We start from the raw sequence: 24,537 nt of genomic DNA, 5'->3' as shown, positions 1-24,537 counted from the left end.
GGTCGGGGCGCTCAGGTCACCAGCGGTCTACTCAGCTCGCTGCGCCGGAGTCGAGGATCTGCTCGGCGCGGTCAACTACTAGTGCCAGGTCCAGCCAGCGCGTCAGCTCATCAAGGTCCGAGCAACCGTTGACCCGGTTGCGAATCTCATCGGTGACAGCAAGCCCCCGCCGATCGAGCACCCGCAGAACAGACCCCGCGAGAGCCTCCGCCCGCCCCTCGGCCTTCCCCTCGGCCCGGCCGATGGCCTGGTGTTCCTGTGCAAAGTCGCTTTCCCAGTGGTAGTTCTCGATTGCCATGGCCACGAGCCGCTCCCACTCTTTCCGGTACCGGGCAGGTACACATTTGCTGATGTAGTCATGGTAGTGGACACGCCAGTCCGGCTCGAGGTGCTGCATTGCCTCGAGCGCCATGGCGAGAACGGCTCGGCGCTCGGTGTCGCCGAGGTGGCCAGGTGCGGAGAGCAGGGCGAGTTCGGGCCATTGATCGGCCTCAGCCACGGTGGTGATGGCGGGCAGCATGCCGGGTCAATAGGTGCGGGGTCGGAAGATGAAGTCGGGGTGGCCGGTGTCGATCGGGGTGGCCACCTTGCGTGCCGTCGGCTCGTCGGGACAGAAGGCGAGGAGCAGCACTCGACAGCCCAATCGTTGACGGACGTGGGTGACATAAGCGGGCCAGCTCAGTGCGATGCGTTCGAGGTCGGCTGCGCCGCATGAGTTCTGCACCTCGTGGACGATCGCGAATTAGGGCTTGTCCGCGTCGATTCCGACGAGCACCACGTCGAGGTGGAGTTCGCCCGGGGACAGCAGGGTGACCGTCTCCGGGCCCGGACGCCAGCACGGCAGATCAGGAACCGACAATCCGAGTACCGTGCGGGCGATCAGAGACGCGACCTCGGGGCGGTGGCGGAGCAGTTGCAGTGGAATCTCGTGGCGGATCGAGGGCACTTGGCCGACGGTAGCCGTCGCATCGAACGTATGTTCTGAATTGCTGGGACCCGCCCTGTTGCTCCGAATTGCCCGTGTCGGTGGATCAGGCGCCGGTGGGGAGGGTGGCGACCGCTTCGAGGATTTCTTCCGTGGTGGCGGTGGTGCCGAGGCGGGGGAAGATTTTTTCGATGGAGTGGGTGTGGGAGGCGGGGTCTCGGTCGGCGGAGGCGTCGGTGGCGATGACGACGTGGTAGCCGTGTTCGTGGGCGGCTCGGGCGGTGGATTCGACGCCGATGCTGGTGGCGATGCCGGCCAGGACGATGGTGGTGATGCCGCGGCGGCGGAGCTGGGTGTCGAGGTCGGTGCCGTGGAATGCGCCCCACTGATGTTTGGTGACGCGGACGTCGGAGGGCTGGACGTCGAGTTCGTCGACGAGTTCGTCCCAGCCCTGGGGCAGGGCGCCGCTGGCGCCCCGGGGCTGCATGGTGCGGCCGGGGGGCATGTCGGCGCCGTCCGGGGAGAAGGAGACGCGGACCAAGACCACGGGCAGGTGCTGTTCGCGGAATGCCTTGGCCAGCTGGGCTCCCCGCTGGATCACCTCGGCGGCGGTGTGCGGCTCGGTGGGCATGGCGGCGATGCCGCGCTGCAGGTCGATGAGTACCAGGGCGGTCTTCGGGTCGAGCAGGTCCGTGGTCATGGGCTGTTCCCTTCGGATGGCGGTGAAATCGGTTCGGGGGATTGCGAAAGGTCGGTGGTCAGTCCTCGACCAGCCGGGACAGCAGGGGGATCGCGGCGATCAGCGAATCCTGCTCGGCGGCAGAGAGTTTGGTGACGATCGCGGTGGCGAGCCAGTCCTCCTTGGCGTCGTGGGCGCGGCGCAGCAGCGCGCGGCCCGTCTCGCTGAGGGACCTGAGGACCTGGCGCTGATCGGTGGGATGCGGTGCGCGGGACACCAATCCGCGTTCTTCCAGGGCGGTGAGGGTGGTGCGCATCGACTGGGGTCGGACGCGTTCGGCGCGTGCGAGGTCGGCCACCGACATCGGGCCTTCGGTGCCGAGACGGCTCAGCACGACGGCTTGCGAGGGCGTCATCTCGATTGCACCGCGAGCCGCGCGCAGCTGCCGCAACAACCGGCTGGCCACCACCCGGAGCTCACCGGCCGCCGCGGCCACCTCGGCCGTGGCTCTGGACTCCTGGTTCGCGCTCACCAGGCCAGCCTGCCACAATCGCAGTCAAACTTGCAAGTTTACCTGTCTAATTATGCCCAGTGCGAGACATCCAGCCCGGGGTAGCGCAGGACCATTCCCGCCCGTGTTTCCGCAGTCTTGCCGCTGCCCCCCACTCCTCATCGGCCCGCAGCCAGTGGATTTCGCGGAGGTCAGGAGAGGGCGTCGAGCAGACCCGACGCGGTTGCCTGACGCACGCCCCGCCGCGCGAGATATCCGTTGGCCAGCAACAGCAGCGTCTTGTTCGGTGGCGCAACGAATCCCGATGCCGTGTGGGGCGCGTATACGGCCTGTCCGTCGGATACGTCGAGCCAGCCGGTGTGCTGGCGCGTCTCCAAACCGATGAGCGCGGGCCGGTAATCGTGGGAGAGCAGCCCCGCGCGCCGACCACCGTCCGGTACTCCGGCTGGTACGGACACCCGCAGGCCGTTTGCATCTGCGGTTCCCAACTCGAACGGCACCACCACCGGAAATCCATCCGCCTGCCGATATCCGAGCAAGTGATGCGGCAGTTTCCCGGCCCTCTTAGCAGCTTTGCCGACATCGACGCGCGGACTGGTGCCCTTCCCCGGAGCCCGTTGCGCCGCAGGATCTTCCGCCTTCAAGGCGTCCCCGAACACCTCCGGCTCCCCGGCCGCCGCCAGATCCGGCCACACGATGATCCGCCGCACTTCGATCGTGACCAGCACCCGGTCGGCGTAATAGGCGCTGAGCCACCGGTCCCAGAACGGCCCCCGCTTCAGCGCGCCCAGATACGGTGCCGCTTGCTCCCCGATGCTGTCGAGCGCGTCCTGATCCGGTGTCGGATCGAACTCAGCGATGCCCTGAACCAGCACGTACCGCTGATTCGCCGCATCCCCGATCCCATGGGCGCGGGTGTGATATGCGAGTGCGACCCGCGGATCCTTCTTGATCCGCAACAACTTCCGCCCGAACCCGAGCGAGGTCGTCACACCCACCGTCCCGCGCTCCCGATCCCGCAACCCGATCGGCGCGAGGGTCGAAACGACCACCCCGCCCGCATCGGTATTGATCCCCAGCGCGCAGGTCAAATCGCCCCCGAGCACCTCGTCGACGGCATCAGGCCAGGCCACACCCATGCCGCAGAGTCTAGAAACCTGACAACCACCCCACACCCGCAATGCCCGATCGCCAGTCAACCCCACGTGACGCCCCGCACCGGAACCCCGTCCGAATACCGCCAAATGCCATGGCTGATTTCCGCCGGTGATCGCCTTTCCGGTCCGCCAGAGTGGGTGATGGACAAGGAACGAGCGATCGAGGAGGAAGCGATGACCGTGTACACGACAATGAGCAGCCCGGTGGGAGAACTGCTGCTCACCGGGGAACTGCGCGAGGGCGAGTTGGTGCTGACCGCGGTGTCGATGGCCGGGTCGAAGAGTGTTCTGGTGCAACCGGATTGGGTCGACGACGCGGCCGCGTTCGCGGCCGTGGTACCGCAGCTGACCGCCTATTTCGTGGGCGAGCGTACCGGCTTCGACCTCCGATTCGCCGACGGTGGCACCGAATTCCAGCGGCGAGTGTGGCAGGCGCTGGAGGAGATCCCCTACGGCAGTACCACCACCTACGGGGAGATCGCCCGCCGGATCGGGGCCTCCCGGGCCGCGGTGCGGGCGGTCGGCTCGGCGATCGGCGCGAATCCGCTGCTCATCGTGCGGCCCTGCCACCGCGTGATCGGCGCGGACGGGTCACTCACCGGATACGCCGGGGGAGTGGAACGCAAGCAGCAACTCCTGGAATTGGAGCGGGTCGCGTGACGACCGGCACCCTGCCCTCGGTGTGGGCCGGGCGGGTCGCCCAGCAGGACTGGGCGGCCCTCGCCCCGGAACTCGACGAGCATGGCCACGCCCTGCTCGGCCAGCTGCTGACCGCCGACGAATGTCGCACCCTCGCCGGTCTTTACGATGATACGGAGCGTTTCCGCTCGACGATCGACATGGCCCGCCACCGGTTCGGCTCGGGCGAGTACCGCTACTTCACCCACGAGCTGCCCCGCATCGTGGCCGAGCTGCGCGCCGCCCTCTACCCGAAACTCCTTCCCATCGCCCGGGATTGGGCCGCCCGCCTGGGCCGCCCCGGCACCTGGCCCGACACCCTCGACGAGTGGATCGACCGCTGCCATCGCGCCGGGCAGGTGAAGAGCTCCCAGATCCTGCTGCGCTACGGCCCCGGCGACTGGAACGCCCTACACCGAGACCTGTTCGGCGACATGGTGTTTCCTCTCCAGGTCGTGATCGGTCTGGACGCACCCGGCGTGGACTACACCGGCGGCGAGTTCCTCATGGTCGAGCAGCGCCCCCGCGCCCAATCCCGCGGCGCGGCAATGGCATTGCCTCAGGGCCACGGCCTCATCTTCACCACCCGCGACCGCCCGGTACAGGGTGCCCGCGGCTGGTCGGCCGCACCCATGCGCCACGGCGTCAGCACCGTCCGATCCGGGCAACGCCACACCCTGGGCCTGGTCTTCCACGATGCCTGACCCGCCCTACACCCTGCTCGGCCCGAACGGCCTCTACCCCAGCCACACCCCCGGCACCTTCGGCGGCCACCGTCGCTTGCGCATCTACGGTCGGCTGGATTGCCCAGCCGCCCTCCGCGCCCTGGCCCGCGGCGGCTACGCCACCCACCGAGTCTTCTTCGCCGACGAGGCCACCGCCATCGCCTCCGGCTACCGCCCCTGCGCAGTCTGCTCACGCCCCGCCTATCGCGAATGGCAAGCCCGCCACACCGACTAGCGCACGACAATTCGTGGTGACTGGTCGGTAGATAAGCTGGTTCGCATGCTGACCACGTTGGCCGTGGAGAATTACCGGTCCCTGCGCAATCTGCGGGTCCGGCTCGGGCGGATGAATGTGGTCACGGGAGCCAATGGCAGCGGTAAGTCGAGTTTGTATCGAGTGCTGCGGCTGCTGGCCGATTTCGCGCACAATGGCGCGGTCGCGGGACTGGCTCGGGAGGGCGGGCTGGAGTCGACCTTCTTCGCCGGGCCCGGACGCTCGGGGCCGAGCACGCCGCTGCGATTGCGGATCGGGTTCGCGGGGGAGGACTTCGGATACGCGGCGGAACTGGGCATCCCGATTCCCGGGGAGTCGATGTTCAATCTCGACCCGGAGATCAAGGCCGAGGCGGCCTGGGCCGGACCGGTGCTGCGGCCCTCGACCCTGCTGGCCGATCGCGGTGGACCGGTGGTGCGGTTGCGCGAGGAAGCCGGCGGCTGGGGCATGGTCCCGCACACCGTGAAGCCCTACGACTCCATGCTCTCCGAGCTGGCCGACCCGCAGCGCGCCCCCGACCTGCTGGTGCTGCGCGAACGCATTCGCTCCTGGCGCTTCTACGACCACCTGCGCACCGATGTCGCCGCGCCCGCCCGCACACCGCAGCTCGGCACCCGCACCATGGCGCTGGCCCACGACGGCGCGGACGCGGCCGCCGCCCTGCAGACCATCCTCGAGATCGGCGACGCCGCGGCCCTGGCCGAGGCCGTGGACAATGCCTTCCCGGGCAGTCGCCTCGAGATCGTCGGCGACGGCGGCCGCTTCGAGCTACTGCTGCACCAGCCCAAGCTGTTCCGCCCGCTGGCCGCCCCCGAACTGTCCGACGGCACCCTGCGCTACCTGCTGCTCGCCGCCGCGCTGCTGTCCCCGCGCCCGCCGCAGCTGCTGGTGCTCAACGAGCCCGAGACCAGCCTGCATCCGGAGTTGCTGGACCCGCTGGGACGGTTGATCGCGCGGGCCGCGAAGGAGACCCAGGTCGTGGTGGTCAGCCACTCCGACGAATTGATCGGTGTCATCGACGAATACACCGACGCGAACATGATCGAATTGGTGAAACGGGAGGGAGCGACAACGGTGGCGGGACAGGGACGCTTGGAAGAACCGGCCTGGTATTGGCCGGACCGTTAGTCGTCGGTGACGTGGAAACCTATTCTGAGGGCGTGAGTGTGGAAACCGTCGGTGAGCAGGGTCCGTTGCCGCGTGGGCGACACGGGCTGACTCGCGAGCAGGTGGAGGCGTCACAGTACGCGCGGTTGTGCACCGCCGTGCTGGACGCGGTGGGGGAACTGGGCTTCGCGGCCACCACGGTGGCCGATATCGTGACCCGGGCACAGGTGGCGCGCCGCACCTTCTACGCGGTCTTCGGCAGCAAGGACGAATGCTTCGGCGCCGCTTATGATCTCGCGGTCGGCGCGGCCCTGGAACAACTCCGCGAGACCGTCACCGGCCTCGAAGGCGTGAATTTCGAGGACCGCGTGCGGATTTCGTTCGAGATCTATCTCAATGTGCTCGCCATGCAACCGCAGGCGGCCCGCGCGTTGTATGTCGAAACCCTCGCGGCCGGACCGGGATTGATCGAACACCGGCTGCGCGTGCACGAGCGCTTCGCCGACTACATCATGGCCGTGGTGAATGTCGGCGTGCGCGACGGTGATCTGTCCGCCGAACCGGACCGCCAGCTGATCGACATGCTGCTCGGCGGCATCGACGACCGTGTGCGCGCCTGCCTGCACCAGAAGGGCGCCCAGGCGCTGCCGGAACTGGTGCCGCTGTTCACCCGCTCGGCGATCGCACTGGCCTCCACACCCGCCCGCGAATCCTGAACGCGGGCTGTTGGTCGCCACAACCCCCGACCGCCCTCGGCGCGGGGCACTGTCACCTGACACAGCGCCGGTGACACAGGCCACAGCCTGATCCTACGGTCGCAAGCGGATTCGACGCATTCGGTCCGATCCGCGTGAGGCAGTAGGAGATTTCATGAGGCCGACCATCCGTACCCTCGGCAGTACCGTGTTCGCCGGCGCCACCGCCGTGGCTCTCGCCTGCTCGACCGCGGTGGCCGAACCCGCCGACACCGGCAGCAGTTCCGGCTCGGCGATCGTCAGCACCGCCTCGGACACGGTCGGCGTCGGCCCCGAGATGTCGGCCTACCTCGCGGCCTTCGCCTACGGCCTGGCCCATCCGGATGCCGCGCCGCCCGGATCCAACGACTGGAATTGCAAACCCACCGCCGAACATCCGCGTCCGGTGGTGTTGGTGCACGGCACCTGGCTCAATACCTATGACAGCTTCTCGTTCCTGTCCCCCCAGGTCGCCCGCGCCGGATTCTGCGTGTTCGCCTTCAATTTCGGCCGCGAGACCCCGTTGAGTGGTGGCGGGATCGGCCCGATCCTGCCCGGCCGCTACGGCGTCGGCCCGATGGAGGACTCCGCCCGGCAGCTCGCCCAGTTCGTGGATCGGGTGCTGGCCGCGACCGGCGCGCCCGCCATCGACGTGCTCGCGCACTCCCAGGGCGGGCCGGTCACCAGCCAGTACCTGAAATTCGAAGGCGGGCAGGGGAAAGTCGGCAAGGTGATCAGCTTCGGCGCGACCACGCACGGCACCTCGCTGCTGGGCATCGCGAGCCTGGGACGCTTCATCACCAATCTCGGCCTGGATATCCTCGGCTTCTATCAGCCGCTGATCGGGCAGGCCAATACCGAACAGGTTGTGGGCTCGGACTTCTACGCGAAATTGAACTCCAGCGGCGACACCGTGCCGGGCGTCGCGTACACCGCCGTCGGCACCACCCACGACGAAATCTCCAACCCCTACGACTGGACCTTCCTCACGCCCGGCCCCGACGCCACCGTGGAAAACATCACGCTGCAACAGGATTGCCCCGAGGACGTGTCCGACCACCTGACCATCATGTATTCGCCCCGCGCGGCATCCATCGCGCTGCACGCCCTCGATCCGACCGCCTACCCGAACCTCGTGTGCACGTTCAATCCTTGGATCATCGGCGGCTCCGGCCACATCTAGCCTGCTGTTGTCTCTGCCCGCTCGACGAAAGGAACGCTATGACGATCGGCGAATCGATCGAATCTGTCGATTTCACAGAAGATTTCGGCACACCCGGCGCGCGGCCGCTGCTGCCCGGCCTGGACCCGTTCTACCGTTCGCCGATCGACCCGAGTTCCGTTGCGCCGGGAACGATCCTGCGCTCGCGGCCGGTGCGGCTCGGACTGCTCGGGAGCATCCCGCAGCGGGTCAAGGCGTGGCAATTACTCTACCGCAGTACCGATCTCAACGGCAATCCGGAAGCTGCGGTGACCACCGTCCTGCTGCCCTGGGACGCCGATCCGTCCGCGGACCGCCCGCTGGTGTCGTTCCAGTGCGCCATCGACGCGGTCGCCCCGAAGTGCTTCCCCTCCTACGCTTTACAGCATCGCGCCCGCGCCCTGGGTGCGATCCCGCAGATCGAATTCCCGCTCATCGCCGCCGCCCTCGCACGCGGCTGGGCAGTCTCGGTGCCGGATCACGAGGGCCAGGGCGGCCATTTCGGCGCGGCCCGCGAACCCGGCTACCGCGCCCTCGACGGACTGCGTGCCGCCCTGCGATTCGCCCCGCTGGGCCTGCACCCGCGCACCCGAATCGGGTTGTGGGGCTACTCCGGTGGCGGCCTGGCCACCGCGTGGGCCGCGGAACTCGCGGCGAGCTACGCCCCGGAACTCGATATCGCCGGTGCGGTCGCGGGCTCGCCGGTCGGCGATCCGGCGGCGGCCTTCGTGCGGCTCAACGGTTCACCCTTCGCGGGTTTCGCCATGGTCTTCACCGCGGGGCTGCGCCGCGCCTACCCGCACCTGGACGACGCCGTGCGCGACATCGTCTCCACCGAGTACCTCGAGCTGCTCGACCGCGCCGAATCCATCGCCACCCTGCCCCTGCTGGCCCGCTACGCCGGTCGAAATGCCCACCGGCACATCCGCGGTGGGCTCGGCGCGCTGCTGACCCGCCCCGCCATGCGGCAGGTTCTCGACGACATCGAGCCCGCGGGGCAGGCGCCCGCCATGCCGCTGCTGGTCGTCCAGGGTGTCAACGACGAGGTGATCGCCGTCGCCGATGTCGACGCCCACGTCCAGCGCTACCGGGCCCGCGGCGCGCACGTCCGCTACCTGCGTGATCGCCTCAGTACCCATCTGCCGCTGCAGTTCCTGGCGACGCCGGTCATGGTCGACTGGCTGGCCGACCGACTCGCCGACCGTCCACTGCCGCCGTCGGAGGTCCGCACCGTCTGGTCGGTGGCCGTCTCGCCGCGCGCGCTGGCCGAGCACGGTCACTTCATCGCGCTGCTGGCGACCATGCTGTCCGGCCGTCCGATCCGAACCCGCTCGGCCTTGCGGTAGCTGCGCGCCACCAATGCCGAACGCAGATACCACAATCCGGACGGCTGGGCCGGATCGAATCCGGTCAGCTGCCCGATCCGTTTGAGCCGATTGTCGACGGTATTGGTGTGCACGCCCAGCAGTCGCGCCGTATGCCGACGGCTCAGATCGTTACCGATGTGGCGGCGCAACGTCTCGAGCAGTTCGGGGTACTCGTCCAGCGGATCCAACAGCGTCCCGAGGTATTCGCGGCCCGGACCCGGTCGGGTGAGCTGGTACTCCATGGCGAGATCGTCGAAGCGGTGCAGTCCGGGCGCGCATTCCAGCCGGTGCACCATGTCCAGCAGTTCGTGCGCGTGCTCGGCGGCCTCCGGAATGCGCGACGTCTCGGCGTGGATCACGGTGGCGGTCAGCGGAACCTGTGCGGCCGTGGACAATCCGGCGATCAGCTCGCCGATGTCGGCGGCGCCGACCTCGCTCGCGGGCAGCAGCACGGTCCCGCCGTCGGCGCTCAGCAGCGACAGGGCCCGGCCCTCGGCGCGGCGGGCCAGCTCCGACTGCACGCGCCGCAGCTTGCGCCGGGCCACCACCTCGCCGTCCACGCGCGGGTCGGATTCGCCCGCGTGCGCCGGAATGCTCAGGGCCAGAATGTAATACGACTCGTCGATCTCGAGGCCGCCCGCGCGTGCCATGGTCGAGGTCGGATGCCCGGCCAGCAGCGCCGAAGCCACCGTGTGCACCGCCGTGTGATGCTCGGCCACCACCGCCCGATGCTCACGAACATAGGCCACGGCGAAGGCCGAATCCACCATGGCCAGTACCTCGAACAGTCGGCGTGCCGTCACCGCAAGCCGCGCATAGTCCTCGGGACCGGTGGCGTCGACGATGAGATCGAAACCCAGCGCGAAACCGTCGTGCACGGCGCGATGAATGGTCCCGATGGGAATGCCTTCGCGCGCCCAGTCCGCGCCCGCGCGTTGCAGCCGTTCGATTTTCGCGCCGACTTCACGGCCCTCCAGGACCGCGGCCGCCAGCTCCAAGCAGGTCCGGGTGACCGCGGTCACCTCGCCGCGCAACGCGTCACCGGGCAGTGTGCCGCAGCGGGCCACGTGCTCGGCGAAATGCGCGACCAGCGTGGTCGAGAGCGAGCGGACATCACGCAGCGGATCGGAGATCGGTGCGGCCGTCGCGGTTTCGGCGGATCCGGCCGGGGCGAGCGGATGCCGGGTATTCCCCGCCGAACTCATTGCCTTCACCATGTCGATCCCTCCACAGCCAATCTGGGAACGCCAGCGTTCCTACTGGTGCGTAACTGTAGCCTGGGTCACCTTGCGCGGCAATATGCTTGACCGATCCCGCCAGCGCGGTGGGTGCCTTCGTCCCGCCGACACGCCCGACACACCGCCGGGACAGCCCTATCGGCCGCGGAGGCAGGGGCCGCCATACCCGGGGCCACACTGTGAACTCCCCCGGCCGCCCAGGTACGCGGGGCGGCCGGGATCGGGTTCAGCGGGCGAGACCGGCGAAGAACTCCCGGATGTCACCGACCAGCAGGTCGGGCACCTCCAGCGCCGGAAAGTGGCCGCCGGAGTAGAACTCCGACCAGTGCACGACATTGTGGGCCTTCTCCGCGAAGCGGCGGATCGCGAAGTCCGCGGTCGTGAACACCGCGACACCGGTGGGCACGGTGCCCTTCGGCTTGGGCGCGAAGGTGGTGTAGTCGTGGAACCGCTCGTAGTAATAGTTCGCGACGCTGCGCGCGGTATCGGTGAGCCAGTAGATGCTCACCGTGGTCAGGATCCGATCCCGATCGATGGCATCCTCGGGCAGCTCGTGCGCCGCGTCGGTCCACTCCTTGTACTTCTCCACGATCCAGCCCAGCTGTCCGGCGGGTGAATCCGCGAGCAACTGCGCGATCGTGTTCGGCCGTGACCCGGCCAGATTCATGTAGGCCGCGCCGTCGTCCTGCCACTGCTTCATGGCGGCCAGCCGCTGCTTCTCGGCCTCGGTGAGCGCGGCCATATCGGCGGGATCGCCGGTCGGGAAGGTGACCAGGGCGTTGGCGTGCACGCCGATCACGTGCTCGCTGTGCTCGCGGCCCAGGCGCGGTGCCACGAACGCGCCGTGATCGCCGCCCTGCACGCCGTAGCGCCCGTAGCCCAGCCGGGCCATCAGCTCGGCCAGCGCGGCCGCGACCTTGCCGTCGCCCCAACCGGTCTCGGTGAGCGGGCCGGAGAAGCCGTGGCCGGGCAGGGTGGGGATGACCAGGTGGAAGGCCGGGGCGTCGGGCTCGCCGTGCGCGGCCGGGTCGGTCAGCGGGCCGATCATGGCCAGGAAGTCGGCGGGGGTGCCGGGCCAGCCGTGGATCAGCAGGAGCGGCGTGGCGTCGGCCTGCTCGGAGCGGATGTGCAGGAAGTGCAGGTTCTGGCCGTCGATGGTGGTGGTGAACTGCGGGTAGGCGTTCAGCTCGGCTTCCACGGCCCGCCAATCGAACTTCTCGGCCCAGTACGTGGCCAGCTCGCGCAGATAGGAGGTCGGCACGCCGCGTTCCCAGCCGGTGCCGGGGATCTCGTCGATCCAGCGGGTGCGGGTCAGGCGGTCGCGGAGGTCGTCCAGATCGGCCTGCGGAATGTCGATGCGGAAGGGGTGGATTTCGGTGCTGATCAGGGCGTTCTCTGTGCTGCTCATGACATTGAGTCTTCCGATAAAGACGGTGCCCCCACATCACGACAATTCGTTATTCAGCGACTCGGGTGTCCGCTTTACCCGTGTCGCGGCATGATCATGGGGTGGTGAGTTTTCCCGGCAGTAGCGTCCTGGTCGGTCGGGCCGCTGAGGTGGCCGTCCTTGTCGAGGCGGTGGGGGATCCCGGGGCGCACACGGTGCTGATCGCCGGTGAGGCCGGAATCGGCAAATCCCGGCTGGTGGGGGAGTTCGGCGAACGACTCGACCCCGGGGCGCTGGTGCTGCTCGGGCGGTGTCCGGAGCTGGGTACGGCCGGGGTGGCGTTCGCGCCGTTCCTGGCGGTATTGCGGTCGCTGGTGCGCAAACTCGGGGTGGAGGCGGTGGCGGAACTGCTGCCGCCGCGCCCGGCACTCGCGAACTGGTTGCCACAGTTGGCCGTTCACACCGGCGGGGCGGCCGCGGAGGCCGACCGGATTCGGCTCTTCGGTGAAATCCTCACGGTGCTGGAGCAATTGGCGCTCACCCGCACGGTGGTGCTGGTGCTCGAGGATCTGCACTGGGCTGACGACGCCAGCCGCGATCTGCTGAGCTTCCTGGCCGCCAACCTGACCGACGCGGATACCCTGCTGGTCGGGACCTATCGGCCCGGCGAGGCCGGGCCGCTGCGCGGACTTGTCGCCGAACTGCGCCGCAATCCGGGTGTGCGGGTGCTGGATCTGCATCCGCTGACCCGCCACGAAGTGGGCCGTCAGCTTGCGGCGCTGCTCGGGCGCGAACCCGAACCAGGGCTCATCACCCAGATTTTCGAGCGTAGCGGTGGCAATCCGCTGTTCGTGGAGGCGCTGGGCCGCGCGCCGGGGGAGGTGCCCGCCGGGCTGAACGATCTGCTGCTCGGCTTCCAGACCGGGCTGTCCTCGCACGCGCACACCGCTGTTCGGCTGGCCGCCGTCATCGGCTCCCCGGTCCGCCACGATCTGCTCGCCGCCGCCGTCGAGCTATCGGCGGACGAATTGCACGGGGCGCTACGCGAACTCGTCGACCGCCACCTGTTGCTCCCCACAGAGACCAGCTACGAATTCCGCCACGTTCTGATTCGTCAGGCGATCCACGACGACCTGCTGCCCGTCGAACGCACCCGCCTGCACGCTCGTCTGGCTGCGGCCCTACGTGCCGAAACCGCTACTCCCACTGCAGATTCCCTTGCCGAACTGGCGCATCACACCCAAGCCGCCGGTGATCTCCCAGAAGCACTCACCGCGACCTGGTCGGCCGCCACCGCTACCCCTCCGACCCACCCCGAACGCCTACGCCTGCTCGAACAGCTCCTCACCCTCTGGGACCGAGTCGAGGAACCCGAATCCCGCATTCCCACCACCAAACTCGCCGTCCTGGAACAGATCGTGGACGTGGCCGTCGCCATCGGTGCGACCGAACGCGGCATCGCCGCCGCCGATGCCGCCCTGTCCATTCTTGATCCGGACGGTGACGCGGCAGTCGCGACCGGCGTCGCCGGATCGGGTGTGGCCGAACCGGAGCGCCTGGCGCGGTTGTACCGGCGGCGGGCCTATCTGCGCGGCACCACCGGCGCCGGACCCGGCGAGGATCTGACGCGGGCGCTGGCGCTGCTGCGGTCGGAATCGCCGGGGGCGGAACGGGCAGAGGCGCTGGTGCAATCGGCGTCCGCACGGATCTTCCGAGGCGATGCGGTGGGCTCGGCGGCCGATGCGCGGGCGGCGCTGGCAATCGCGCAGCGACTGGGAATCGACGCGCTCGTGGCCCGGGCGCACGCGCATCTCGGACTGGCCGGGGCGGCCGCGGCCGAGGTGGCGGCCATGGGGTCGGCCGCGCTCGAGGTGGAAGTGGCGGGCATGGCCGCGGTGGAGGGATCCGGCGGGCCACGACCGAGTGAAACCGATTGGGCGCTGGCACATTTCGCTCAGGCGCATCGCGCGGCCGCAGCGGCCGGGGATGCGCGGATCGTGGTGGATGTGGCGACGTGGGAATCGGCGGTCCTGGTGGCCGCCGGACGCTACGAGGCCGCCATCGCGGCGGTGCGGCAGGGGCTGCGGGCAGCGCACGAGTCGTTCCGGTTCTCCGAGTCCGCCCCCATCCTGTACGTGAAATGGGCGCAGGCCCTCTCGGCGCTGGGGCGGTGGAACGAGGCGCGGGCGGTCGTCGACGAGACCCAGTTCGAGGAATTGCCGCCCTTGAGCCAGGCCGCCATGCGGCTGTGTTTCGCGCGAATCTCACTGGCTGAAGGCGATTCGGCAACGGCGCGCGTATCGGCGGGCGGGGTGGCGCGACTATTGGGAGACAGCCGCTGGGCCGCGCAATACCGGCTCGAACTCGTCGCACTCCGGTGCGAACTGGCCTTGGAGGCGGGCGAAGAGGCCACTGCGGCAGCGGATCTCACCGGTCTGCTTGCGCCGGAGGACGGCGCGGCAACCCTTTTCGCGCATCCGCACGACGCCTGGCCGCTGGTGGTGCAGGCGGCCCGAACCGCCGGAGCGCCGGTGGAATTGCTCGCCCTGGGCGACACCCTGCCCACCGCCTCGCCGGTCGATATCGCGTACCGCGCCGTGTTCTCCGCGCGCCTTGCGGGTTCGGCCGCCCGCTGGGCCGAGGCCGTGGCCGCGTGGCGTGCGGTCGAACGACCCTACGAGATCGCCGCCTCCCTGCTGGGCTTCGCGGAATCCGCTGCGGTCGAAGGAAACCGGCCGCACGCCGCACACGCGCTCCGCGAACTGATCGACATCGCCACCCGCCTGGGTGCCACCCCGCTCCGGCAGGCCGCGCGGGCCGTCGCCGACCGCGCTCGCATCCCCCTCGACGGATCCGCCCCCGGATCCGCCACCACCAACGGCCACACCCCGAAACCCCAGGGCAGCAACCCCTCCACCCGCTTCGGCCTCACCCCCCGCGAACTCGACGTCCTCCGCCTCGTAGCCAAGGGCCTGAGCAACCGCGGCCTGGCAGCCGAACTCTTCATCAGCGCCAACACCGCCGGCGTCCACGTCTCCCGCATCCTCACCAAACTCGGCGTAGCCAGCCGCACCGAAGCCGCCGCCTTCGCCCACCAACACGGCCTGCTGGTGGAAGCAACCGAAACCGCCTGAGGCTCAGCGCCTACGACGCCTCCGTGGCCCCGTGACCGACAAGGCAGGCCAGGGTTCGATGGCGGCAACCTCAGGCCGCTGAGACCGGCTGGGCTCGCGGGCGGCGACGGAGCATGAGCGCGACTGCAGACGACAGGGGTTGGGGCTCAAGGGAGTCGGGGTGGCAGGTCGAAGATTCGGAAGATCTCTTCGACCTGGTAGGCGATCATGTTGGCGACGAGGCCGTCGCGAATGGTGAAGACCTGCAGGGTGTGCAGGACGTAGGCGCCTTCGCCGTCGCGGACGTAGGCGGCCAGAGCCGGCTGGCCGTTCGCGGCGGTCGGGTGCAATTGCCAGTCGGTGCCTCGGGTGTCGAAGACGCGGGCCATGAAGCCGAGGTAGGCCGTGCGGCCGAGGTACCAATTGAGCATGGGGGGCATTTCCATGGTTACGTCGTCGGCGAGGAGTTTCTCCAGGGCGGCGAGGTCGGCGTTGCGGAAGGCGGTGGCGTAGTTGTCGACCACGGCTCGCTGGGCGGCACTCTCGGTGACGTCGTCTTCGCTGATGCCATTGTCGCGCAGGGTTTTCCGGGCTCGTTGCAGGGCGCTGTTGACAGCCGCGGGGCTCATGTCCAGGGCCTGTGCCACCTGCGCGGCGGGCCAGTCGAGCACTTCGCGCAGCACCAGTACGGCGCGTTGGCGAGCGGGTAGCAGTTGCATGGCCGCCACCAAGGCCAGCCGCAGGCTGCCGTGGGTGAGTGCCGCGGTGGCAGGGTCGGCCAGCATGGAATCCGGAATCGGTTGCAGCCAAGGGATTTCCCCACCGTGGACCAGCGCCTCGCGCGGATCGTCGCCGGGCGCGTGCCCCAGCCCGGCGGGCATCGGCCGCCGCCCCCGCTGCTCGAGCGCCGTCAGACAGGCATTGGTGGCGATGCGGTAGAGCCAGGTCCGCAGTCCGGCCCGGGTCTCGTCGAAGTCCGCGCGCGCCCGCCAAGCCCGCAGCAGGGTTTCCTGCACCAGATCCTCGGCGTCCTGCACCGATCCGAGCATGCGATAGCAATGCGCGAGCAATTCCCGCCGATACCCGTCGGTGCGCGCCGCGAAGTCCGTATCGACCAGTGCTTCCGACATGGCTCAGCTCCTCGAATCGGCCCCTGCCGAACTTTCTACACCGCGAGCGATGAATCGCGCAGGGCCCGCCGGTAGGTACTCGTGAGCCGCTCACCGCGGCCCCCATCCGAGGAGGAAACCATGACCGACACCGCCGTACACACCGACCGCGACGCCGTCCTCGCCGTCCTGACCGGCGTCTACACCGCCTGGGCCGCCAACGACGCCGACGCCTTCGTGGCCAACTACGACCCGCACTCCACCTCGGTCCTCCCCGGCGTCTACAGCGACGGCCGCGACGCGGTCCGCGCCCGCATGGCCGCCGGATTCGCAGGCCCCCTGCATGGTTCGCGCGTCCTCACCAACCCGGAACTCGTCCGCTTCCCCGTCCCCGACGCCGCCGTGGTCATCAGCCGCGACGCCATCCTCATGTCCGGCGAATCCGAACCCCCCGCCGACCGCTGGGTCCGCTCCACCTGGACCCTCATCCGTCGCGACAACACCTGGCTCCTGACCGCCTTCCACTCCTGCCCCGCCTGACGTTCACCGAGTGGCACACCCTGGCGGAGATTTGCCCGAATCGGCCTCCACGGTGTGCCACTCGGGGGGAGTGGCAGGGTGGGGGGATGGTGACTGGTCGGGGTGTGTTGGTGACGGGGGCTTCGCGGGGGATCGGGCGGGCGATTGCCGAGGCGTTCGCGCGGCAGGGGGATCGGGTGGTGGTGCATTACTCCTCCCGGCGAGCCGATGCGGAGCAGACGTTGGGGGTGCTGGTCGGGGACGGGCACTCGCTGGTCGGTGGAGATGTGTCCGATGCCGGTGAGGCCGCCCGGATCGTCGAGGAGGCGGTGGCGTCGCTGGGCACCCTGCAGGTGCTGGTGAACAATGCCGCAATCAACCTGCCGCACCCGCTGCCTTCGACGGATTATCTGGAATGGCAACGGGTTTGGCGGCAGACGGTCGACGTGAATCTGCTGGGGACCGCGAATGTCTCCTACTGTGCGGCTCGGCACATGATCGACAACAAGATCGCCGGTCGCATCGTCAATATCGGTTCCCGGGGCGCTTTCCGGGGTGAGCCCGATCATCCCGCCTACGGCGCGACCAAGGCGGCGGTGCAGGCGCTCGGCCAGTCCCTCGCATTGTCGTTGGGCCCCTACGGAATCGGGGTGGCGTCCGTCGCGCCGGGTTTCGTGGCGACCGAGCGGGTGGCGGACCGGGTGACCGATGCCGTTCGGGCGCAGAGTCCGTTCGGGCGGGTCGGCGAACCGGCCGAAATCGCCGCCGCCGTCACCTATCTCGCTTCTCCCGAGGCGATCTGGAGTTCGGGCACCGTGCTGGATGTCAACGGGGCGTCGTATCTGCGGTGAGCCGGAAACGAGCGAGCCCCCTCGGAAAGTTTCCGAGGGGGCACGCACGATGGGAACGATTTACGGCACGACCTCGACCATGTCGCCGGGGTTGAGGTAATTGAAGAACTCGCGCGCGCCGTCCGGGGTCATCCGGATGCAGCCGTGGGACTTCTTGTCCACCGGGCCGATGTGGAAGGCGATGTCGCCGTTGAAGAACACCGCGTACTCCATCGGAGCGTTGTGCATCGTGCTCCAGTGGAACGGCTTCTTGAACGACACGTGGAACACGCCGGGCGGGGTCTCGAAGCCGGGCATGCCGTGTGAGATGGGGGTGGGGCCGAAGACGACCTTGCCGTTGTCCATCAGCCACGCCTCATTGGTCGTGAGCTTGAGGCAGGCGCGGGCACCCGCCGTCGCGCACGGCGCGGTGACATCGCTGGGGGCGATGCCGGGAACGATCGCCGGGACACCGGGAACGTCCGGGCCACCGGGCCACAATGGATCGGCTTGCGCGGGCGCCGCCGCGACACTCGCGACCGCGATGCCGGCGAAAACCGCCGACCGCGCCGCCAAGCCGAGGGAACTTCTGCTCATCATCGAGTCTCGACCCTCTCCTAGCCTTGGCCCGCCGCCCTGGTCTTGCCGCCTATCAGGGCGAGGGGACATCTCTGCATTGGAACGAGCATGGTTGGAACGAGCGTGCTTGAAACGAGCTGGAACCACTGGGTACCGGTGATCATTCTGACGGGTGCGAATCGAGATTCGCGGGATAAACACCGACAGGCGCGCCGACACGCCTGACGGATTCTGCGGGCACGCCGGTACTACCGCGCGGCCGGGTGTGGCGGGATGCCCGCGTGATCACCGAACCGGCGGCAGCGTGCGCTCATTGGGATCGACACCGGTCGGCATGTGCGCGCCGTTGTTCGGGACATTCGGGCGCGGGGCGTTGGCCGAGCCGCGGATCTGCTGATCGGCGGGTGCGCTGTCGCAGTAGTTGAAGCGTCCGAAGGTGGGCTCCGACACCACGAATGGCGCGATATTGCGGGTCGGGTACAGACACCAGGGCCGCGGCCAGGCATCGGTGATGGTGTAGAACTCGCCGTCGTGGGCGGGCACGCCCATGGCGTTGGTGCCGATCACCAGCGCGGGAAACAGCGCCCGCACGGCCGGAAGTCGCAGCATCGCGGCCCGCACGATGGCGCTCAGGGTGGTGACCAGGCTCTGGATCGGATCCATGTTCCGGTCGAGAACGGCGTCGGCGACACCGATCTCCCCGGGCGCGTTGTCCAGCAGTTGCCGCAGTTCGCCATTGGCGATGTCGGCCTGCTCGAGCAGCACGTGCGAATTGCGGGTCAGCGTGCCCAGATCCGGCTGTGCGTGCGAGGTGGTGCCGACGATGACCCGCAGGTTCTCGATGAGGCTGACCGTCTGCGGCAGCCGATTGTCCAATCCTGTGGTGGCGATGCTCAATCCGTCGATGAGGCCCTTGAGCTGGTCGGGGCCACCGCTGAGCGCGGTGTTGAGGTTGTCGAGGATGACCGCGTACTTGTCCGGATCGATCTGTGCGATCAGGGCATTGCTGTCGGCCAGTGTCTCCGAGATCGGGGTTGGCGTGGTGATCTGCGCGGGATCGAACTTGATCAGCTGCCCGTCGTGCAGGAACGGGGCCTGGTCGGTGCGCGGGCGGAAGTCGAGGTACTGCTCACCCGCCCCCGACAGCGCGCCGACGTGGATCTCGGTGTCGGCCGGAATCCGGTAGCTCTTATCGATTTCCGCGACCGCCGCCACCCCCGCGCCGCCGTCGATGAGGTCGACGGCCTTGACCGAGCCCACCCGGAACCCGCGCCAGGTGACATCGTTACCCGCCTGCAAACCACCGGATCGATCCAGCTGCACGGTCACCGCGTAGGTGCCGCCCGGTCCCTTCACCCGTGCCACGTCGAATGCCAGATAAGCGGCTCCGATCAGTAGCAGCACCACCAGAGCCAGATTTCCCACCAAGGTCTTGCGCCCGCGCAGCACGTTCAAGAGCCCGCCTCCACCGCTGATCAGACAGCCAATAGGTTCGATGCACAGCAAACACCAGGCGAAACTGCGCGCTATCTAATCACATTCGCGCCGCCCGACCGGCGGCCCCGGTCTCCGGGCGAGGCTCGGCGGTGACCCTTGCGATTGACCGGGAGGTAATTTACCGTCGAGTCAATTAACTTCCCGGATCTGATGGAGACAGCTGTGACACGGTCGTGGTGGGGATGGGGCAATGTCGAGGACGCGGTGACCGGTGCCGAACGCGCCGCATTGACCCGGCGCATCGGTGAACTCATGCCCAAGGCCGATCTGACCGTGCACGAGCCGCCCGCGCTCGCGGAACTGTCGGTGCCCGCCCCGCGTATCCAGGCTCCGGATGCGTTGGCGGCGTTGGCTTCCGGCGAACTCGGTGACCGGGTGGCGCATGGTCACGGACAGGCGTTCCGGGATGTGGTGCGCGCCTTGCTCGGCCGGGTCGAGCACGTTCCGGATCTGGTGCTGCGCCCTCGCTCGGAACAGGACGTGGTGGATGTTCTGGACTGGTGCGGCAGCGCCGGGATCGCGGTGATCCCGTTCGGTGGCGGCACTTCCGTGGTCGGCGGGGTCGAGCCGCGCGGGATGGCCGATTACCCGGGCGTGGTGTCGCTGGACCTGGGCGGGCTCGACCGGGTGCTGGAGGTCGACCGGGTCAGCCGCGCCGCGCGCATGCAGGCGGGACTGCTCGGGCCCGCGGTGGAGGCGGGGCTGCGGCCATACGGGTTGACGCTGCGGCATTTTCCGCAGTCCTTCGAGTTCTCCACCCTGGGCGGCTGGCTGGCGACCCGCGCGGGCGGGCATTTCGCGACCGTCTACACCCACATCGACGACATGGTGGAGTCGATGCGCGTGGTCACCCCGGTCGGAGTGAGCGAGTCGCGGCGGCTGCCCGGTTCCGGGGCGGGCCCGTCGCCGGATCGGATGTTCCTGGGTTCGGAGGGCGTGCTCGGCGTGATCACCGAAGCGTGGCTGCGGGTGCAGGAGCGGCCGCGCTGGCGCACCGGCGCTTCGGTGCTGTTCGGCGACTACACCGCCGCGGTTGCCGCCACCCGCGAGATCGCTCAGGCCGGAATCTTCCCGGCCAACTGCCGCCTGCTGGATCCGGTGGAGGCGTTCCTCAATGCCGGGACCGCCAGCGCCGGGGGCGTGCTGGTGCTGGGCTTCGAATCCGCCGATCATCCGGTGGACGAACCGATGTCGTGGGCGCTGCGCATCTGCCGCGAGCACGGCGGCACGGTGCCGGACGGGGTGCGCTCCACCGATGCCGAGCAGGAAGCGGTGACGCGCGCGGGCGCGGCCGACACCTGGCGGTCGTCGTTCCTGCGCATGCCGTATCAGCGTGATGCGTTGGCCGCCCAGTCGATGATCGTGGAGACGTTCGAAACCGCTTGCACCTGGGACCGTTTCGAGGAATTGCGGGCTGCGGTGCAGGCGGCGGCGACGGGCGCGTTCGAGTCGCTCGGGGTGACCGGTGTGGTGTCCTGCCGGTTCACCCACGTCTATCCGGACGGTCCCGCACCGTATTTCGGGATCTACGCCGCCGGTGAGTGGGGTCGCACGGTCGAACAGTGGGACGAGATCAAAGCCGCGGTGTCGCAGGCGCTTTCGGACGCGGGCGGGACGATCACGCATCATCACGCGGTCGGTCGCGACCATCGCCCGTGGTACGACCGGCAGCGGCCGGAACCGTTCGCGGTCGCGCTGCGGGCGGCGAAGGCGGCCCTGGATCCGGCCGGCATCCTGAATCCCGGCGTCCTGATCGACCCTGCCGCAAGGGTTTCCGCCGGGGCGGCCCGGTGAGTCGCGCCGGCACCAAGGGCGTTCCGCGCGAGCAACGCGAACAGCAGATTCTCGATATCGCCACGGTCGAATTCGGTGACCGGGGCTATGCCAATGCCTCGATCGCCGAAATTGCCACGGCGGCAGGGGTTTCGAAGCCGCTCATCTACACCTACTTCGGCTCCCGCGACGGCCTGCACGCCGCCTGCGTGCACCGCGCGGGGGAGCGACTGGTGACCGCCGTTGCCGAGGCTCAGTCCGTGCACGGCGCGCCCGGCAAGGCCCTCGCCACCCTGACCGGCATCTTCACCGCTCTGGACGGGCACACCCAGAACTGGCGGATCATCTACGACGCCACGCTGCCCCGTCCGGGTGCGCCCTTCGACACGGCACGCCACTACCAGAACGCGCTCAACGCCATGGGATCCGAGGGTGTCACCGAGGTCCTGGCCGAAGCGGGGATCGGCGATCCGACGGATCATTCGCTGGTGTTGTCGCTGTGGTTCAGCATCGTCACCACCACCATCGCGTGGTGGAGCGACCACCCGGACCACACGCCCGGCGACATGACCGAGCGCTGCTCCCGAATCTTCGCCGCCCTCGGCCGATCCCGGTAACGCCCCGCTATCCGGTCAGGTGCGCCTCGATGGCTTTCACGGCCAGGCCGACGCCGTCCTCCGCGCCGATGCGGGCGGCCAGTCGAATCGCGTTGTCGCGGTACGAGTGTTGCGTCGTGGCCTGGACGAGTGCGTCGGTGAGGAGGTCTTCCGACAGCTTCCCGTAGGGGATGGTCGTCGGGCTGACGCCGAGGTCGACCAGCCGCCGGGCCCAGAACGGCTGATCGGCATAGACCGGCACCCCGATGGCGGGCACGCCCGCGCGCAGGCCCGCCGCCGTGGTGCCCGCGCCGCAGTGATGGACCACCGCGGCCGCACGCGGGAACAACCAATCGTGCGGAACCTCACCGATGGTCAGCACGTCCGCGCCGGAGACCTCGAGGCCCATCCAGTTCGGCTGCACGACGGCGCGGACCCCGGCCCGCCGCACCGCCTTCGCGATGATCTCCGAGGTGCGGGCGCTGCCCGCGGCATTGTCGACCATGCTGCCGAAGCCGAGGAAGACCGGCGGCTCTCCGGCGTCGAGGAAGTCGACCAGCTCGGCGGGCGGCTCCCACTGTTCGGGGCGCGGCGGCCACCAGTAGCCGGTCACCTCCAATCCCGGTCGCCAATCGGCCGGGCGCGCAACGACACTGGGTGAGAAGCCATTGAGAATCGGCCATTGTTCGGCAGTGCGTTGCCGACGTGCCGCACGTACCGACAGCGGCGGCAGGCCGAGTTCGCGGCGCAATGCGGCAACGGTTCCGGCGTAGAAGCTGTCGTTGAACCAGGCCCCGAAGTCGGCGGCGAGGACATTGCTGCGACCACCGAAGTCGTAGGGGCCCAGCGCCGCCGGGGCGTGGGCGGCGGTCGCGGACAGCGGTTGGAACCGCAGTCCGATCGAGGGAATGCCCTTGGCCTCCGCCAGCGGCAGTCCCGCGTACTCGGTGGGTGGCGGCAGCAACAGCAGGTCGGCGGGCTCGTCGCGCAGCGCCTCGATCATGCCCAGGCCCATGGTGCGAACACCGTTGGGGGAGGAGAACTTCCAGCCCGCCGCCAGTCGATTGACGTCGGGGCTGGTGTCGATGTCGAGATTCATCGGCATCTCCCGGAACTCCAGCCCGCACCCGGTGATCTGCTCGGCGAACATCCAATGCGCGGCCACCACCACCTCGTGCCCGGCCTCGCGCAAGCCCACACCGAGACCGGTCAGGGGTGCGATATCGCCGCGGCTGCCGATGCCCACGAGCACGATCCGGCTCATCGCGGCTCCACCGTCTCGAGGATCGACAGCCACCGGCGCACGATATCGCCGAGCGTGCGGTCGCCGAGGCCGCCCTCGGGCGAATGCACCGAATAGTGCACCTGCTCAACGCCATCGGGCTTGCTGGTGCCCAGGAACGTGCTCAGATCGAACATGGTCAGCCGTGACTGCTCGCGCGATTGCGCGTCCGGGATCCACACGCCCACGTCGCCGAGGAAGTTGAAGTAGTACTTCGGGAAGTTGAAACTCAGGAAACGCTGCCAGCTTTCGGGGTGATGCCAGCACAGCAGGGTGAAGTCTTCGGGATTGGGCGGGTAGGTGGCGATGGCGTCGGCCATGCGCCCGTCCAGGTCGCCCGTGATGGGGCGCAACGCCCACGGGTAGTCGTCGGATATCCAAGCGACCGTGCGCGAGAGGTCCGTGCCCGGCCGCAGGCGACTGTAGCGGCCGTGCTTCTGCACCTGAATGGGCCGGGCCTCCCCGGTCACGTCCTCGACCGCCAAACCCAGTGCGACCAGCAGGATCCGGGTATAGCTGGCCCCGAGCAGCTCCGGCAACTCCACCAGCAGTCGCTGCGCGAGCGAGCCGTCGATAACACCGTCAATGTGCGCGGATTCTGGTGTGGCCGCACGGGGTAGCTGATTCGGCACGCTGTCGCTGGCCGCGAGCCAGTACTCCAGTTCGCCGACCCGCTCGGGCGCGTAACCTTCCAGGAATTCGGCCCACTCCGACCCGGTGGTGGACTCGGGCAGCAGCGAAATCGCCTCGCCCGCTTCCCATTGCCGCACATAGGTGGCGATATCGTCCCATAGCACCCACATGGCGACCCCGTCGATCGCGACGTGATGGGCGGTCAGCAGCAGGATGTTCACGTCGGTGGAGCGGGTCAGCAGCGCGGCGGTCAGGATCTTCCCCGCCGACGGCTCCAACCGCAGATTCGCCTTCGCCGACTCCTCCTCGATCACGGCCATGAGCGCACCGGGATCCATGCCCTCGATATCCACGACCCGCACGTCGATGCGGGCCGGATCGAGGACGCCACCGGACGGCGGTTCGATCACGCAACCGGCGCCCTCGCCGTAGCTGTAGCGGCTGCGCAGCGCCTCATGTGTGTCGATGAGCGAATTCAGCAGGCGCGCAGCATCTTCCGGTCCCATAGCTACCGGCACCGGGCAAGGGATGGTGATGCCGAAAATGGCGGGATTCTCATCCCAGGTGAGGAATTTGCGTGCGGCGGCGGTGAGCCGCCCGGGGCGCGGTTCGGTCATGGTCGT

General features: G+C 68.8%; 25 protein-coding genes. 12 read left to right on the top strand and 13 right to left on the bottom strand.

What is annotated here, in order from left to right; genetic code table 11:
• Nucleotides 1-31: 31 nt before the first annotated feature.
• The 6 genes from ACYVN4_RS21960 to ACYVN4_RS21935 form a co-directional block, all read right to left on the bottom strand.
• Entirely contained in the window at nt 32-520 is a 489-nt protein-coding gene (locus ACYVN4_RS21960; RefSeq protein ID WP_460723827.1) for a hypothetical protein, read from the bottom strand.
• 6 nt (nt 521-526) lie between these two features.
• Nucleotides 527-724, bottom strand: coding sequence for a hypothetical protein (locus tag ACYVN4_RS21955; protein ID WP_460723826.1), 198 nt, complete (start codon nt 722-724; stop codon nt 527-529).
• 18 nt (nt 725-742) lie between these two features.
• Nucleotides 743-946 (bottom strand): hypothetical protein, encoded by a 204-nt coding sequence (locus ACYVN4_RS21950; RefSeq protein ID WP_460723825.1) that lies wholly within the window; start codon nt 944-946, stop codon nt 743-745.
• An 85-nt stretch (nt 947-1,031) separates the two neighbouring features.
• Complete coding sequence (locus ACYVN4_RS21945; RefSeq protein ID WP_460723824.1) at nt 1,032-1,625, bottom strand: hydrolase; 594 nt, start codon at nt 1,623-1,625, stop codon at nt 1,032-1,034.
• Nucleotides 1,626-1,683: 58 nt separating this feature from the next.
• Entirely contained in the window at nt 1,684-2,136 is a 453-nt protein-coding gene (locus tag ACYVN4_RS21940; RefSeq protein WP_460723823.1) for a MarR family winged helix-turn-helix transcriptional regulator, read from the bottom strand.
• 170 nt (nt 2,137-2,306) lie between these two features.
• Nucleotides 2,307-3,254 carry a pyridoxamine 5'-phosphate oxidase family protein gene (locus ACYVN4_RS21935; RefSeq protein ID WP_460723822.1) on the bottom strand — a complete coding sequence of 316 codons (948 nt, stop codon included), beginning with the start codon at nt 3,252-3,254 and terminating at the stop codon, nt 2,307-2,309.
• Nucleotides 3,255-3,446: 192 nt separating this feature from the next.
• Here ACYVN4_RS21935 and ACYVN4_RS21930 point away from each other — a divergent pair, with 192 nt between their 5' ends.
• The 7 genes from ACYVN4_RS21930 (at nt 3,447) to ACYVN4_RS21900 (ending at nt 9,337) form a co-directional block, all read left to right on the top strand.
• Nucleotides 3,447-3,932, top strand: coding sequence for a methylated-DNA--[protein]-cysteine S-methyltransferase (locus ACYVN4_RS21930; protein ID WP_460723821.1), 486 nt, complete (start codon nt 3,447-3,449; stop codon nt 3,930-3,932).
• Nucleotides 3,929-4,654 (top strand): 2OG-Fe(II) oxygenase, encoded by a 726-nt coding sequence (locus ACYVN4_RS21925; protein ID WP_460723820.1) that lies wholly within the window; start codon nt 3,929-3,931, stop codon nt 4,652-4,654. Before ACYVN4_RS21930 ends, ACYVN4_RS21925 begins: the two co-directional genes overlap by 4 nt.
• Nucleotides 4,647-4,910, top strand: a complete 264-nt coding sequence (locus ACYVN4_RS21920) for an Ada metal-binding domain-containing protein (RefSeq protein ID WP_460723819.1) — start codon at nt 4,647-4,649, stop codon at nt 4,908-4,910. Before ACYVN4_RS21925 ends, ACYVN4_RS21920 begins: the two co-directional genes overlap by 8 nt.
• A 45-nt stretch (nt 4,911-4,955) precedes the next feature.
• Complete coding sequence (locus tag ACYVN4_RS21915) at nt 4,956-6,077, top strand: AAA family ATPase (protein ID WP_460723818.1); 1,122 nt, start codon at nt 4,956-4,958, stop codon at nt 6,075-6,077.
• Nucleotides 6,078-6,109: 32 nt separating this feature from the next.
• Entirely contained in the window at nt 6,110-6,772 is a 663-nt protein-coding gene (locus ACYVN4_RS21910; RefSeq protein ID WP_460723817.1) for a TetR/AcrR family transcriptional regulator, read from the top strand.
• A gap of 154 nt (nt 6,773-6,926) precedes the next feature.
• Nucleotides 6,927-7,973, top strand: a complete 1,047-nt coding sequence (locus ACYVN4_RS21905; protein ID WP_460723816.1) for an esterase/lipase family protein — start codon at nt 6,927-6,929, stop codon at nt 7,971-7,973.
• Between the two features lie 38 nt (nt 7,974-8,011).
• Nucleotides 8,012-9,337: a lipase family protein gene (locus tag ACYVN4_RS21900; protein WP_460723815.1), complete on the top strand. Its 1,326-nt coding sequence runs from the start codon at nt 8,012-8,014 to the stop codon at nt 9,335-9,337.
• On the opposite strand, the gene ACYVN4_RS21895 is transcribed toward ACYVN4_RS21900, so the two are convergent.
• Together ACYVN4_RS21895 and ACYVN4_RS21890 are read right to left on the bottom strand one after the other, a co-directional pair.
• Nucleotides 9,268-10,563, bottom strand: a complete 1,296-nt coding sequence (locus ACYVN4_RS21895) for a PucR family transcriptional regulator (RefSeq protein ID WP_460723814.1) — start codon at nt 10,561-10,563, stop codon at nt 9,268-9,270. The genes ACYVN4_RS21900 and ACYVN4_RS21895 overlap by 70 nt on opposite strands.
• A 259-nt stretch (nt 10,564-10,822) precedes the next feature.
• Nucleotides 10,823-12,004, bottom strand: a complete 1,182-nt coding sequence (locus ACYVN4_RS21890; RefSeq protein WP_460723813.1) for an epoxide hydrolase family protein — start codon at nt 12,002-12,004, stop codon at nt 10,823-10,825.
• A 101-nt stretch (nt 12,005-12,105) separates the two neighbouring features.
• Between ACYVN4_RS21890 and ACYVN4_RS21885 the strand changes: the two genes are divergently transcribed.
• On the top strand, nt 12,106-15,117 hold the full coding sequence (locus tag ACYVN4_RS21885) for a helix-turn-helix transcriptional regulator (RefSeq protein ID WP_460723812.1): 3,012 nt from the start codon (nt 12,106-12,108) through the stop codon (nt 15,115-15,117).
• A 146-nt stretch (nt 15,118-15,263) separates the two neighbouring features.
• On the opposite strand, the gene ACYVN4_RS21880 is transcribed toward ACYVN4_RS21885, so the two are convergent.
• Nucleotides 15,264-16,226, bottom strand: a complete 963-nt coding sequence (locus ACYVN4_RS21880; protein WP_460723811.1) for a sigma-70 family RNA polymerase sigma factor — start codon at nt 16,224-16,226, stop codon at nt 15,264-15,266.
• A 120-nt stretch (nt 16,227-16,346) separates the two neighbouring features.
• Here ACYVN4_RS21880 and ACYVN4_RS21875 point away from each other — a divergent pair, with 120 nt between their 5' ends.
• On the top strand, nt 16,347-16,745 hold the full coding sequence (locus tag ACYVN4_RS21875; protein WP_460723810.1) for an SgcJ/EcaC family oxidoreductase: 399 nt from the start codon (nt 16,347-16,349) through the stop codon (nt 16,743-16,745).
• Nucleotides 16,746-16,831: 86 nt separating this feature from the next.
• Nucleotides 16,832-17,575: an SDR family NAD(P)-dependent oxidoreductase gene (locus tag ACYVN4_RS21870; RefSeq protein WP_460723809.1), complete on the top strand. Its 744-nt coding sequence runs from the start codon at nt 16,832-16,834 to the stop codon at nt 17,573-17,575.
• Nucleotides 17,576-17,635: 60 nt separating this feature from the next.
• Here ACYVN4_RS21870 and ACYVN4_RS21865 read toward each other — a convergent pair whose 3' ends face one another.
• The gene (locus ACYVN4_RS21865; RefSeq protein ID WP_460723808.1) at nt 17,636-18,151 is read right to left on the bottom strand and encodes a L,D-transpeptidase; all 516 of its coding nucleotides are present in this window, start codon (nt 18,149-18,151) and stop codon (nt 17,636-17,638) included.
• 267 nt (nt 18,152-18,418) lie between these two features.
• Nucleotides 18,419-19,582, bottom strand: coding sequence for an MlaD family protein (locus ACYVN4_RS21860; protein WP_460724060.1), 1,164 nt, complete (start codon nt 19,580-19,582; stop codon nt 18,419-18,421).
• A 198-nt stretch (nt 19,583-19,780) separates the two neighbouring features.
• Between ACYVN4_RS21860 and ACYVN4_RS21855 the strand changes: the two genes are divergently transcribed.
• Nucleotides 19,781-21,424: an FAD-binding oxidoreductase gene (locus tag ACYVN4_RS21855; RefSeq protein ID WP_460723807.1), complete on the top strand. Its 1,644-nt coding sequence runs from the start codon at nt 19,781-19,783 to the stop codon at nt 21,422-21,424.
• Nucleotides 21,421-22,020, top strand: a complete 600-nt coding sequence (locus ACYVN4_RS21850; RefSeq protein ID WP_460723806.1) for a TetR/AcrR family transcriptional regulator — start codon at nt 21,421-21,423, stop codon at nt 22,018-22,020. The genes ACYVN4_RS21855 and ACYVN4_RS21850 overlap by 4 nt, the downstream gene beginning before the upstream one ends.
• A gap of 7 nt (nt 22,021-22,027) precedes the next feature.
• Here ACYVN4_RS21850 and ACYVN4_RS21845 read toward each other — a convergent pair whose 3' ends face one another.
• The gene (locus tag ACYVN4_RS21845; RefSeq protein ID WP_460723805.1) at nt 22,028-23,263 is read right to left on the bottom strand and encodes a glycosyltransferase; all 1,236 of its coding nucleotides are present in this window, start codon (nt 23,261-23,263) and stop codon (nt 22,028-22,030) included.
• On the bottom strand, nt 23,260-24,531 hold the full coding sequence (locus tag ACYVN4_RS21840; protein ID WP_460723804.1) for a condensation domain-containing protein: 1,272 nt from the start codon (nt 24,529-24,531) through the stop codon (nt 23,260-23,262). The genes ACYVN4_RS21845 and ACYVN4_RS21840 overlap by 4 nt, the downstream gene beginning before the upstream one ends.
• Nucleotides 24,532-24,537: the final 6 nt, after the last annotated feature.

This window comes from Nocardia heshunensis (assembly GCF_054782115.1).
Note: the sequence above shows the minus strand (reverse complement) of the source record. Positions and strands in the feature narration are given on the sequence as shown.

Coding starts and splice junctions, on each gene's coding strand:
- ACYVN4_RS21960 (WP_460723827.1), bottom strand. CDS start 520: ATGCTGCCCGCCATCACCACCGTGGCTGAGGCCGATCAATGGCCCGAA.
- ACYVN4_RS21945 (WP_460723824.1), bottom strand. CDS start 1,625: ATGACCACGGACCTGCTCGACCCGAAGACCGCCCTGGTACTCATCGAC.
- ACYVN4_RS21935 (WP_460723822.1), bottom strand. CDS start 3,254: ATGGGTGTGGCCTGGCCTGATGCCGTCGACGAGGTGCTCGGGGGCGAT.
- ACYVN4_RS21930 (WP_460723821.1), top strand. CDS start 3,447: ATGACCGTGTACACGACAATGAGCAGCCCGGTGGGAGAACTGCTGCTC.
- ACYVN4_RS21920 (WP_460723819.1), top strand. CDS start 4,647: ATGCCTGACCCGCCCTACACCCTGCTCGGCCCGAACGGCCTCTACCCC.
- ACYVN4_RS21915 (WP_460723818.1), top strand. CDS start 4,956: ATGCTGACCACGTTGGCCGTGGAGAATTACCGGTCCCTGCGCAATCTG.
- ACYVN4_RS21905 (WP_460723816.1), top strand. CDS start 6,927: ATGAGGCCGACCATCCGTACCCTCGGCAGTACCGTGTTCGCCGGCGCC.
- ACYVN4_RS21900 (WP_460723815.1), top strand. CDS start 8,012: ATGACGATCGGCGAATCGATCGAATCTGTCGATTTCACAGAAGATTTC.
- ACYVN4_RS21895 (WP_460723814.1), bottom strand. CDS start 10,563: ATGAGTTCGGCGGGGAATACCCGGCATCCGCTCGCCCCGGCCGGATCC.
- ACYVN4_RS21890 (WP_460723813.1), bottom strand. CDS start 12,004: ATGAGCAGCACAGAGAACGCCCTGATCAGCACCGAAATCCACCCCTTC.
- ACYVN4_RS21880 (WP_460723811.1), bottom strand. CDS start 16,226: ATGTCGGAAGCACTGGTCGATACGGACTTCGCGGCGCGCACCGACGGG.
- ACYVN4_RS21875 (WP_460723810.1), top strand. CDS start 16,347: ATGACCGACACCGCCGTACACACCGACCGCGACGCCGTCCTCGCCGTC.
- ACYVN4_RS21870 (WP_460723809.1), top strand. CDS start 16,832: ATGGTGACTGGTCGGGGTGTGTTGGTGACGGGGGCTTCGCGGGGGATC.
- ACYVN4_RS21865 (WP_460723808.1), bottom strand. CDS start 18,151: ATGAGCAGAAGTTCCCTCGGCTTGGCGGCGCGGTCGGCGGTTTTCGCC.
- ACYVN4_RS21855 (WP_460723807.1), top strand. CDS start 19,781: ATGGAGACAGCTGTGACACGGTCGTGGTGGGGATGGGGCAATGTCGAG.
- ACYVN4_RS21845 (WP_460723805.1), bottom strand. CDS start 23,263: ATGAGCCGGATCGTGCTCGTGGGCATCGGCAGCCGCGGCGATATCGCA.
- ACYVN4_RS21840 (WP_460723804.1), bottom strand. CDS start 24,531: ATGACCGAACCGCGCCCCGGGCGGCTCACCGCCGCCGCACGCAAATTC.